Origin of the sequence: Tenuifilum thalassicum (assembly GCF_013265555.1) — a bacterium.
In the GTDB taxonomy this organism is placed as follows: Bacteria; Bacteroidota; Bacteroidia; order Bacteroidales; family Tenuifilaceae; genus Tenuifilum; species Tenuifilum thalassicum.
The window spans coordinates 2,668,661-2,679,751 of sequence record NZ_CP041345.1 but is presented as its reverse complement, the minus strand read 5'-3'; the positions used below and the strand labels follow the sequence as shown (position 1 = coordinate 2,679,751).

At 38.5% G+C, this 11,091-nt stretch carries 11 protein-coding genes; 3 read left to right on the top strand and 8 right to left on the bottom strand.

Annotated features, from left to right (window positions below):
- Nucleotides 1–54: 54 nt before the first annotated feature.
- On the top strand, nucleotides 55–939 hold the full coding sequence (locus tag FHG85_RS11110) for a hypothetical protein (RefSeq protein WP_173075890.1): 885 nt from the start codon (nucleotides 55–57) through the stop codon (nucleotides 937–939).
- The gene (locus tag FHG85_RS11105; RefSeq protein ID WP_173075888.1) at nucleotides 887–1,984 is read left to right on the top strand and encodes an NADase-type glycan-binding domain-containing protein; all 1,098 of its coding nucleotides are present in this window, start codon (nucleotides 887–889) and stop codon (nucleotides 1,982–1,984) included. The genes FHG85_RS11110 and FHG85_RS11105 overlap by 53 nt, the downstream gene beginning before the upstream one ends.
- A gap of 8 nt (nucleotides 1,985–1,992) precedes the next feature.
- On the opposite strand, the gene FHG85_RS11100 is transcribed toward FHG85_RS11105, so the two are convergent.
- The 8 genes from FHG85_RS11100 to FHG85_RS11065 all read right to left on the bottom strand — a co-directional run bounded on the left by FHG85_RS11100 (nucleotide 1,993) and on the right by FHG85_RS11065 (nucleotide 9,792).
- The gene (locus FHG85_RS11100) at nucleotides 1,993–3,039 is read right to left on the bottom strand and encodes an RluA family pseudouridine synthase (protein ID WP_173075886.1); all 1,047 of its coding nucleotides are present in this window, start codon (nucleotides 3,037–3,039) and stop codon (nucleotides 1,993–1,995) included.
- Nucleotides 3,039–4,949 carry a T9SS type A sorting domain-containing protein gene (locus tag FHG85_RS11095; RefSeq protein WP_173075884.1) on the bottom strand — a complete coding sequence of 637 codons (1,911 nt, stop codon included), beginning with the start codon at nucleotides 4,947–4,949 and terminating at the stop codon, nucleotides 3,039–3,041. The genes FHG85_RS11100 and FHG85_RS11095 overlap by 1 nt, the downstream gene beginning before the upstream one ends.
- Before the next feature lie 10 nt (nucleotides 4,950–4,959).
- Nucleotides 4,960–5,850, bottom strand: a complete 891-nt coding sequence (locus FHG85_RS11090) for a PASTA domain-containing protein (RefSeq protein ID WP_173075882.1) — start codon at nucleotides 5,848–5,850, stop codon at nucleotides 4,960–4,962.
- A 55-nt stretch (nucleotides 5,851–5,905) separates the two neighbouring features.
- Nucleotides 5,906–7,030 (bottom strand): aminofutalosine synthase MqnE, encoded by a 1,125-nt coding sequence (gene mqnE, locus FHG85_RS11085; RefSeq protein ID WP_173075880.1) that lies wholly within the window; start codon nucleotides 7,028–7,030, stop codon nucleotides 5,906–5,908.
- A gap of 85 nt (nucleotides 7,031–7,115) precedes the next feature.
- The gene (gene rpmH, locus FHG85_RS11080; RefSeq protein ID WP_173075877.1) at nucleotides 7,116–7,271 is read right to left on the bottom strand and encodes a 50S ribosomal protein L34; all 156 of its coding nucleotides are present in this window, start codon (nucleotides 7,269–7,271) and stop codon (nucleotides 7,116–7,118) included.
- A gap of 130 nt (nucleotides 7,272–7,401) precedes the next feature.
- Complete coding sequence (gene rsmG, locus FHG85_RS11075) at nucleotides 7,402–8,022, bottom strand: 16S rRNA (guanine(527)-N(7))-methyltransferase RsmG (protein WP_173075875.1); 621 nt, start codon at nucleotides 8,020–8,022, stop codon at nucleotides 7,402–7,404.
- Nucleotides 8,023–8,044: 22 nt separating this feature from the next.
- On the bottom strand, nucleotides 8,045–8,659 hold the full coding sequence (locus tag FHG85_RS11070; RefSeq protein ID WP_173075873.1) for an RNA polymerase sigma factor: 615 nt from the start codon (nucleotides 8,657–8,659) through the stop codon (nucleotides 8,045–8,047).
- Nucleotides 8,650–9,792, bottom strand: a complete 1,143-nt coding sequence (locus FHG85_RS11065) for a glycosyltransferase (protein WP_220429205.1) — start codon at nucleotides 9,790–9,792, stop codon at nucleotides 8,650–8,652. Before FHG85_RS11065 ends, FHG85_RS11070 begins: the two co-directional genes overlap by 10 nt.
- Before the next feature lie 153 nt (nucleotides 9,793–9,945).
- Here FHG85_RS11065 and FHG85_RS11060 point away from each other — a divergent pair, with 153 nt between their 5' ends.
- On the top strand, nucleotides 9,946–11,079 hold the full coding sequence (locus FHG85_RS11060; RefSeq protein ID WP_246249210.1) for a DEAD/DEAH box helicase: 1,134 nt from the start codon (nucleotides 9,946–9,948) through the stop codon (nucleotides 11,077–11,079).
- The last annotated feature ends 12 nt before the right edge of the window (nucleotides 11,080–11,091 follow it).

Genomic DNA, 11,091 nt, shown 5'->3' with positions numbered 1-11,091 from the left:
TTGACTTTGTGCTTTTTCTAACATAACTTTGATAAATGTCCTAACCTGTAGATTTTGAAAAAGATTTGTGTTGCTTGCGGTGTAATCTTTTTGATTCTTTTTGAATCCTGCCATTCCAATTACCTTTCGACAAAGTTGACATTAGGCGATGACCTTGCGTTTAGCCCAGATAGTTCTTCCTTTATTTTTCTTGCTAAAATTGACATATTTCGCCGCCCAACTGGAATAGCACGTTTCCCCGATGGAGGGCAATCTAAGTATGAGTTTACCGATGTTGCTTTTTATAGCTTTAATCTAAGCGATAGCTCTGTAACCCGGGTGTATGACTTAAATAACACGCTTTTGCTTTGCAATGACTTGAACTATAATTATGCAGATTTAGAATTGGTTGGCGATTCTTTACTGGCATTTAAAATTGATTTTTTTGAATATGCCCTGCCTTTCTACCTGAAAAGATGTGTAAATCATGCCGACTCTGCGAAAGGGTACGAAGTCTATAATTTCCTTAAAAGTGCTTATGTCTTAAATATAAAGAATGATAAGTTGTATTGTATCGATTCTTTGGAATTTGCTAAAATTAATAATAAGTCAAAACCAAACAGAAGAGCAAGAGAGTATGTAAGTTACTTGACTTCTGTGCCATTAGATGCATTTGGAATTGATCTAGAGAATATTTGGCCTGATGTAAAAGATGATTATGTCGACTATTTGGTTTTGAAAGAAGGCGATGAAAGAATTAGAAAATCAATAATTTCAAAAATTTGTTCGTGCTCCAACTTTGACATTGATAAAATAGTGAATATGATGGAAAAGCGCAGAGAACATTTGAAACGAAAAGATGAGAAATCCATAGATTACAAGGATAGCTTAACCTACATCTACTATAATGAATACTTTAATAAAATTGTTCCGCTACTCAAAGAGTGTCAGAATCATTAAAATTCAATTGGCTGTTTTTTTCTTGATGTTATATGTGGCTGCAAATGCTCAGGAGAATGGCTGGGTTAAGGTTGAACTGTTTGATAACCCTTATACGCCATTTTATAATAAAGAGTATTTAAGCGTTATTTCAAATAATAGGGTTAATAAATACCCTGTAACAAATGTGTTTGACGGAAATTTTAAAACTTGCTGGGTCATTGGCGATACTGTTCATAAACTCTCGTCAATTTACATTATGGTGCCAAAGGAGTTGGATGCTAATAATCTCATTTTAAATATCATGGCTGGCTATGGTAAATCTAGCTCATTGTTTTTGGCAAATTCTCGCCCTAGAATGCTTAACGTTTCTGTGCTCGTTGGATTCACTCCCCCAGGTTACGTTTCGGAGGTTTCTGTCACTTCCTTTTTGTTTGAGTATCCAAAGCAGTTTAAATTCAATTTAGAGGATGTGTCTGCAATTCAATCGTTTAAATTGAGTCTACTAAAGGATTCTTTAGATCACTTTTTCCAGAACGCTTTTAACCGCCATAAGGAAGATTTTGCAGATATTTTAAAAGGAAAAACCCAGGAGAAGTTAACATGTTTTATCGTTTTAAAATTAGGCTTTGAGGGCTTTTACCCTGGCACAAGGTATAAAGATGTTTGTGTGTCGGAAATATATTTGAATAATAGGTTCGTTCACAAATCGGGCTATTTGGCTAGAAATATTCTTGATGTAAGTATAAAAAACGATAATGAGTTGATTGCCAAGTATTCCGATGGAGTTGAAAAAACTATCATTAAGCGGGAAGATTTAACCTTTACTAATGTTGATATTTCAAGCAATAAGCAATGGGCTATCCTTTACTATGTTTTAAATGATGAGGTTGGAGAAGGCTCAAGAACAGAAGAACTTCATTCGCTTATTAATTTGCGTACATTTGAGGTGGTTGATGATGCTTTTCAAAAACAAACAGGTTTAAGTCCAAGCTTTATATATTTTTCCGATGAAAGTAGTGAGGTTCTTGTAACAGACTTTTCAGGTGAGGTTGAACTGTTATAAGAAAGAAACTAAATGTTGTACTTATCCCATTTTTCAACTAAATCGCTCATATCTTTAGGTAATTCCGATTCAAAATGTAATCTATCGCCCGAGATTGGATGGGTAAATCCAAGTGTTTTTGCATGAAGGGCATGCCTAGGGCATATATTAAAACAATTCTCAATAAATTGTTTGTATTTAGTAGTAGCGTTGCCTTTTATTATTTTATTGCCGCCATAAACCTCATCATTAAATAGAGGGTGATTAATATACTCCATGTGGGCCCTAATTTGATGGGTGCGTCCAGTTTCAAGTTTGCATTCTATCAGTGTGGTATATCCAAAGCGTTTCAAAACCCGCCAATGGGTTACAGCATGTTTTCCCTGTTCGCCGCCAGGATAAACCTGCATCCGCTTGCGGTCGCGTACACTTCGGCCGATATGACCGGTAATAGTGCCGCTATCCGACTCCATATCACCCCATACCAAGGCTATATATAACCTGTCGGTAGTTCTGTCAAAAAACTGTTTTGCCAGATGGTTCATGGCAAATTCGGTTTTGGCAATTACCAGTAATCCCGATGTGTTTTTGTCAATCCTATGAACTAGTCCGGGTCTTACCTCTCCGCTTTTAAAAAGTGGTACATCTTTTAGATGGTATAGCAAGGCATTAACAAGCGTTCCATTAAAGTTACCATAGGCAGGGTGAACTACCATACCTGCAGGTTTGTTAACAATAAGCAGGGTGTCATCTTCATAAATAATATCAATGGGAATGTTCTCTGGTAAAATGTCTGTTTCTCGTGGAGGGTGAGCCAACACTATAGAAATGGTGTCGAAAGGCTTAACCTTGTACGATGATTTTACAGTTTTCCCATTTACCAGAACATTACCTGCTTCAGCTGCGTTTTGTATCCGATTGCGGCTTATGTTCCTAATCTTATCGGTCAGGAATTTGTCTATTCGTGTTGGTGTTTGTCCCTTGTCGACTTCAATTCGGAAATGTTCAAACAGCTCCGATTGCTCATCTGGGTTGCTATCTGGGGTGTCATCTAAGCGTTGGGGATTTTCTAGCATTACCTAACAATTACTTTTGAGGTTAACACGGACCCATTGTTGGTTCTAACTCTTACGATATAAATGCCTGTTGGCAGGTTGCTTGTGCTTACCAAATTATCTCCTGCTAAGAAACCCGATGCAACAACCTGTCCAGTTGTTGATATAATCTGATAGGATAGTGCTTGAAGGTTTTTGTCAATATCTATACGGAAGAAATCATTGGCAGGGTTCGGGTAAATGTTGATAGTGCTAGAACTCCTTGTTGTTTTTATAGCTGTGGGAGAGTTATATAACTTTCCAAATACTGGCCGAATCATTATTGTGCCTTTAAAGTTGGTATTGGTCCAGTATCCAGGAAGTGAATGGAAAATCTTGCTTTGGTTATTCGTGTTACGGTCAAAGCCAACGTTAATAAAATCTATACTGTACTGCTGCCAGCCAACATAAAAGGTCCCTTCTGGGATAAATATTTTGTCGATGCTAAAGGTGCTGAATTGGTTTAGGCTGTCGGGGAAAATGGGCCTAGTAATACTTTTCTGATAAATTATTTTACCAGGTTTCCCGTTATCATCGTTCCATATGGTTATTTTAAATGGAATGTTATTTGCATCCTGATAGCTTCGGTTGAAATAAATCATTATACCAACCAGATAGTCATCTTTGTAATTATAAAACTGCTGGGCAACCATAGCGTTAAGTGTGCCTTCGCCAAAAAGCCCATATCCACTTTCTGCACTTCCATCATCTAATGCGTAGTAGTTGAAAAAGTTAAGTTCTTGGGTAAGGGTGTCGTTGTATCTTAGATGTTTATTCGCTTCGTCGTTGTCGGTTATCAACCAAGTTCTGAGGATAAACTTAGCCGAATCGCTCCATTCTGATGTGAAGTTGTAGTCGTATTTTCTTATGTAGGGGAAGTTTTGATATCCATAAATGTTATCGGCACCTCCCGAAAATGTATATTCACTATTATCTGAAAGATTTTTAATATAAAATCGGCGAGTTACATTCCATGTGGTGGGCCCTAGGTTTCTGTAAACGATATTAAATTCTCTTGGGCTTGATATCTCTTTTGATTCAGCCTCAGCAAAATGATTCCAAGGGATAGAGTAGTAATTTGTAAGAATTGGCTCTAAGGGTTTAAAAAAGGCAATGTCGTTATAAATGGTATCGTCCCAGTTGCGAAGCCTGTTCAGATATACCATATCAATGTGCCACTGGTCTGAGTTTGTCCGATAGCCTGGAATCGTTGCATTCTCCATTAGAGAAGCATAACCAATAAATCGGAAGCGAAATCCACTTTGTAAAAAGTTTGAATTGCTGATGTTGATAATAATAGGGAAAAAGGTTGAGTCAAGCTTTGCTGTTTTCTTACCTGATGCTGTTTTATTAAGATGGTTGTAAAACGATATGGTATCGTTCTCAAAATCGACACATGCTGCCCAACTTCGAAACCACTTGTTTTCGGACGGGCTAAAGAATTCTAATACGAGTGAATCGTTGGGCCCTGGCTCATAACCCAAACCACCTGGTTCAATGCTAAACGACAAGTAAATGCTGTCGGTTGCAGGGTAGTTAAGATTAATTGGTTGCGATGTTAATGTGTCGGCTGGTAATGAGGTTGTTGAGAGATGAGAGTAAATTACGCCTTTGTTGTTCACTGCATCAAAAGTTGCAAACCCAATGGTTGGATTATTAGCAGCAAAAGTGCTTGATGTAATCACATTCGAGGGTTCCCAAAGTTGAAGGGTTGGAGTAGAGGTAAGCCTTGCAAAATCGTCAAAAAAGGGGAGTTCTAGCATAGATTTAGAACCCGTTTGTTTCTTTTGAGTTTTAATAGGCTGGTAGCCCGAAAGGTTTATCAAACCCTCTTGGCAGAAGGAAAATGCTGTTGCTGAAGTGAAGGCTAGGATAAAAAGTATTCTACGCATTTGAGTTAATCTATTCAATCACAATTTCGTCGTCGTCATTAACATCGTTTAAAAGGGTTGTCTCAACCGAGTCCTTTTTTTCAATTTTAGGAATCCTTGCTTGGTTGAGGGTTAGCCATAAATCTACCCGAGTTCCAAAATTAAGCGTAGCGTTTTCAATGTAGGCAGGATATTGGCTATAAACCCTAGCATCTAACGAATCGTTATGGCTAGTTATTGTTTCATCGTATCGAATTTTTCCAACATTTAGAGATGCCTCTATAATTCGATTCACTGCGTCGTTAAGCTTTAGCCCAATGAGAAGGGGTATTCCAGTGCGTTCGCCATGCATTCCCTTGCCAAGTACCAAGTCAATTTTAGAGCCTTTGGGGATTCTCATGCCTGCCTTGGCTTCTTCTCCGTTGTAGTATTGCTCAAGTACGTTGTTTAATCCTAAATCGGGTTTGAACGATAGCGTGCCTACCTCGAATCCTTCTTGTTCTAGTATAGCTTTTGCCTGCCTTAAGGTGAAGCCTACAACGTTGGGTACTTCAATTTTAATGGGGTTCTTTGCATTTATTGTAACAAAAACCCTTCGGTTCTTTTTTACCATGGTCCCTGGAAGGGGATTCTGAGAGATTACGCTTCCTGGTTTTTTGTTGAAGATATAAACAGAGTCCGAAATTTCAATCCGTAGGTCGTTGTCGTCTATAGTTGCGATGGCTTCTTCTATTGGTAATCCTACAAGTTGGGGAGTGGGTTGCTCCTGGTTGTGTCTGGTGTAAAAGTTTAAGAAAATCATTAGGGCAATGATTATAATTGCAAATGCTGCAATGCCCTTAATTATTGTGTTTATGTAAGGGTTGTGGAAAAATTTCAGGATTAGACTTTTTGTCTTTTTTAGTAATTGGTCAAATTTCATGATTCAGATTATTTGATTAATGCAAAAATAGCATATTCATTTAAACAACAGCTTTCTAATCGTAAACCTTTATGATATTGTAGATTGAATCACGTTCAGCAGGAATTCCACCAGCTTCTCTTACAATTTGGGTTAATCTTTCTACTGTCATTGTTGGCTTCTGCTCTTCGGCTCCAGCCATGGAGTATATCTTTGTCGTGTCATCAATTGTGCCATCAATGTCATCTACACCAAAATTTATTGCCATTTTAGTGTTCTGGATTCCTAACATGGGCCAGTACGCTTTTAAGTGCCTGATGTTATCCATGTATATTCTAGAAACAGCAAAATTTCTGAGGTCTTCAACCATATTCACTTCGCCAAGATAACCCATTGGGTTGTTTGCTGCTCTGAATTTTAGGGGGATGAAACAGTTGAATCCATGCGTTTCATCCTGTAGTTTTCTTATGGCTTCCATGTGTTGCACCCTATGCTTATAGCTTTCGATGTGTCCATACAGCATGGTGGCATTCGATTGAATCCCATTCTCATGGGCTGCTTTATGGATAGCGAGCCACGCGTCTCCAGATGCTTTTTCGGGGCAGATTTTTGCCCTTACCTCAGGGGCAAATATCTCTGCTCCACCTCCTGGAATGGAATCCAAACCATAGTCCTTTAGCCTTTTTAGACCTTCGGAATAGCTTAGCTTACTTTTACGTATTATGAAATCTAGCTCTATAGCTGAGTATGCTTTTACGTGTATATGTGGAAGTATCTCTTTAACTGCTTTAATCATTTCTCCATAGTAATCGATGTTCCATTTTGGATGAACACCTCCAACTATGTGAACTTCCGTAACATCGGTATTGATATATTTCCGAGCAGCGTTTTTTATCTCCTCCAGCGTGAGTACCCAGCTCTCTGAATCACCTGCCGATTTATGGTATGAGCAGAACTTACAGTTGAAAACACAAAGATTTGTTGGTTCGATGTGAAAGTTCTTGTTGAATAGTATGTAATTGCCATTCAGCCTGTGGTTTGCAAGATTAGCCAGTTGCGATAGAAGCGCAAGGTCTGCATGCTCGTATAGGTAAATGCCATCGTCTGCGTTTATTCTTTCCCCAGAAATTACTTTGTCGATGATTGAAGCAAGCCTTTCGTCTTCTGTTTTTGGGTTAATGTCTTCAATTAGAGGTTTCATTCTGAAATTTTCGGTAAATATAAAACATTGAAAACAAAAAAGGCAGGTTAACCACCCGCCTTTATCTGTATGTTAGTAAGCACAATTATTTCCGGTAAATTTCATCGGAAACGGTTAGTTTCTTTCTTCCCTTTGCTCTACGGGCAGCCAAAACCCTGCGGCCATTATGGGTCGACATGCGCTCACGGAAACCATGTTTGTTTCTTCTTTTCCTAACGGATGGCTGAAATGTTCTTTTCATCTCTGTATGCTTTTACTTATTTACTTTTCCTGCAAAACTTGATGAGTGTTAACCCCATTTTGGGTTCGCAAAGGTAAAATAATTTTTTCTATATTAAAAATTCAACATGTAAAAATTCTTTCAGCCAAAATCAAACTGCAATATGTATTACGTATTTCTCGGCAAAGTATTCATCTTCAAAAAAATCATCAATTTTCCATTTGGTAGCCCATTTATTGTAGGGTTTTAACTCCTCTTTGATGTCACCCCCTTTAAGACAAATTAAACCGTTTGGTAAATTGTTTATTCCTCCTTCGTGAATGTTTTTTTGGGTCCATGCCATGAGCTTTGAAACTGGTGCAACAGCCCTGCTTACCACAAAGTCCCATTCTTCTTTTAAGTTTTCGGCACGTGACGTAACTACATCGATGTTTGATAATTCTAAAGCCTTAGCAACCTCCATTGCTACTTTTGTTTTTTTTGCAATAGAGTCTACAAGGGTAAAATGACAGCTTGGGAAAAAGATTGCTAATGGTATTCCAGGGAAACCTCCACCAGTTCCAATGTCCATTATTCTAGTGCCCTTAGCAAAGTTTATAACCTTGGCTATGGCTAGGGAGTGAAGAACGTGGTGAGTCATTAAATTGTCAATATCCTTACGCGATATGACATTGATTTGGGCATTCCAATGCTTGTACAGCTCTTCTAATTTTGCAAGCTGCGCCCTCTGAACAGAAGTGAGTTCAGGAAAATATTGTAAAATGGATTCCATGAATAATGCTTATTTCTAGTTTTTAATGATGGGGTGGTAAGTTGTTGAGAATATTTGAAAGCAACTCTCTCGCTCTGAATAGCTGGGCTTTAACAGTGCCAAGCGGAAGGTTGAGTTCCTCAGCAATTTCTTCGTAAGAGTATTCTTTGAAGTATCGGAGCTCCACTAGCTTACGATAGCGTGGCTTTAGCTTTGCAACCACATCTTGCACTAACTTGATGTTCTGTTTTTTTATCAGTTTTTCTTCTGGGTCTAAAATGTTCGAGGCAATAACTGATGAAGGAGAAAGAGAGTTCCCTTCCTCGTCCTCAGTTCCTTGGTCAATAGATATGTGATTCGCTTTTCTTTTGCGAATGAAATCGATACAGTTATTCGACGCTATTTTAAAGAGCCATGTACTAAATGCATAGTTGGGTGTGTATTGATGAATGTTCTTGAATGCTTTCCCAAATGCTTCAAGTGTTAAATCTTCTGCGTCGCTTTTGTTGTTTACCATTTTAAGAAGCATGAAATAAATGGCATCCCGATAGCGGTCCATCAGTTCGGCAAATGCTTTCTGATCGCCTTTAAGGGCACGCTCAACTAAAACAAGGTCATATTTCGCCTTTTCCGATAGATTGTCCGGAATCATTTCCATTTATATTGCTTCCTGTTAAAATTGTTTGATAAAAGCAATTTAGTGTAAAAAAGAATAGAATACAAATCCCACCACAAGGCAACGTGAAGAAGCCTTTTTTCATCAAACTTCTTGGCAGCAAATGCAAGAATTATATGCCTTATTATAATAAAAGTAACCAATGCTGAAACAATAATTATTGGGAAATAGTTAAGGTATAAAGCTACTGCAAACAATACATAAACAATTATTCGGCTTAATGGTTCAAGTGTAAGTAGCGTTTTAAGCCCCCAGCTATAGTGTTTCGACGTGGAAAGATGTCTTCTTTTTTGACGTAACCAAGCTGAATAGGTTTTACGTGGTACTGATAAAGTATGAGCTTCGGGACGATATTCAAATGCTGTGTTTTTCTTGTTGGCTACCTCCATGACAAATAAATCATCGTCGCCAGACTCGATTCCTGCATGGCTAGCAAATCCTTTATTTTTAAAAAATAGTGATTTTTTGTAGGCTAGATTACGACCAACGCCCATATACGGCTTGCCTGCAAGAGCCCAACCAAAGTAGTTTAACGCAATTTGAAGCGCGTCGAGCCTAATTAACTTATTAAGAAAACCTCTTTCCGAGAGGTAACCTCCATAGCCAAAAACAATTTCAATGCCATCGGTGAAATTTGATGCTATGTGTTTTAGCCATTTGTCTGATTTTGGAAAACAATCGGCATCGGTTAGTACCAACCATTCGTTCTTTGCAGCTTTTATGCCTACTGTTAACGCAAGTTTTTTTGCATGTGTGAATTTTTCGTCTTCTTTAATGGTGGTTACTTTAAGATGAGAGTATTCTTTCTTGAGATTGTCAAGAATCAAATCGGAATTGTCATTTGAACAATCGTTAACAACAATTACTTCGAAATCGGGGTAGTCCTGTTCAAGTACTTTCGGTAGAAAGTTTTTAAGGTTTTCTTCTTCGTTTCTTGCACATATTACAACTGAAATTGGCTGGTATGCTTCCGTATTTGAAGGCAAGGGGTTGAACTTTTTTATGATAACCCTTACGTAGAATACCAAGTAAAAATAGAGTTGAATGAGCATAAAAAACAATAGGGCTATGCTTATTGCTCTCTCGTAAGTGCCTAAAGAGTAGAAGAATTCCATATCAAAAAAGCCATACTAAATTGTTGGCAATGTTATAAATTTTTACGATAAATTCAAGAATGTTTTTATGATTGATACTAATCTGGCCGTTAAAGTCTAAATTATAGTAGGTTTTCCATGGTTTTTACTACCTTTACGAAAATTTAAAAAGAGTTGAGTTTTATTACATTTGATTTACACCCATCGGTTATAGAGGGGATCGATGCAATGGGCTATGAAAAGCCCACACCAATCCAAGAAAAGGCAATTCCCGTAATTTTAGAGGGCAGCGATTTGCTAGCCTGTGCCCAAACGGGAACAGGAAAGACTGCTGCTTTTATGTTGCCAATTCTAAGTATCCTGTCTGCGGAGGAACACGTAAGTAATTCTGTTAAAGCATTGGTAATAGTACCAACGCGAGAGTTGGCTATGCAAATCGATCAGCAGATAGAAGGCTTTTCTTACTTTGCTCCTGTAAGCTCAATTGCAGTTTATGGGGGGAACGATGGCTCAAACTGGGACCGACAACGACAGGCACTTGAGCACGGCGCTGAAATTATTGTTGCTACTCCAGGGCGCCTTAAGCAACACATACAAATGGGGTATGTCAACTTAAAAAATGTACAACATTTGATTCTCGACGAGGCCGATCGTATGCTCGATATGGGATTCTACGACGATATTATTGCAATTGTTAAGCACCTTCCTGACCAGCGGCAAACTCTCATGTTTTCTGCTACAATGCCTTCGGATATACGTAAGCTTGCCAAATCAATTCTTCGCAAACCAGTGGAAATAAACCTGGCTACCTCAAAACCAGCCGAAAACATTCTTCAGGCGGTTTACCATGTTAGGCCTGAGCAAAAGTTGTCGCTTTTATCTTCGCTTTTGGAGAAAAGCGACGTGGTTCAAAGCGCTATTATTTTTGCCTCAACCAAGGCCGAAGTTAAGAGCATCGAAAGCCAATTGCATAAGGTGGATGTTAACGTTGCTGCCATGCATTCCGATTTGGAGCAAAAACAGCGCGAGGAGGTAATGCGCGGTTTCCGTAACAAAAAATTTCAGGTGCTTGTTGCAACCGACATAGTGGCTCGGGGTATAGATATTGAGGATATCGATTTGGTGGTTAATTACGACGTTCCCAATGATCCCGAAGATTACGTTCATCGTATTGGCCGTACTGCTCGTGCCCAATCCGATGGTGTTGCAATTACTTTCGTGACACCTGATCAACGCAAGCGTTTAAATAGTATAGAGCGATTTCTTGGTAAAAAAATATTTGTTATTGACGATAAGCAGCGTAAATAGAATCTTGGTAAG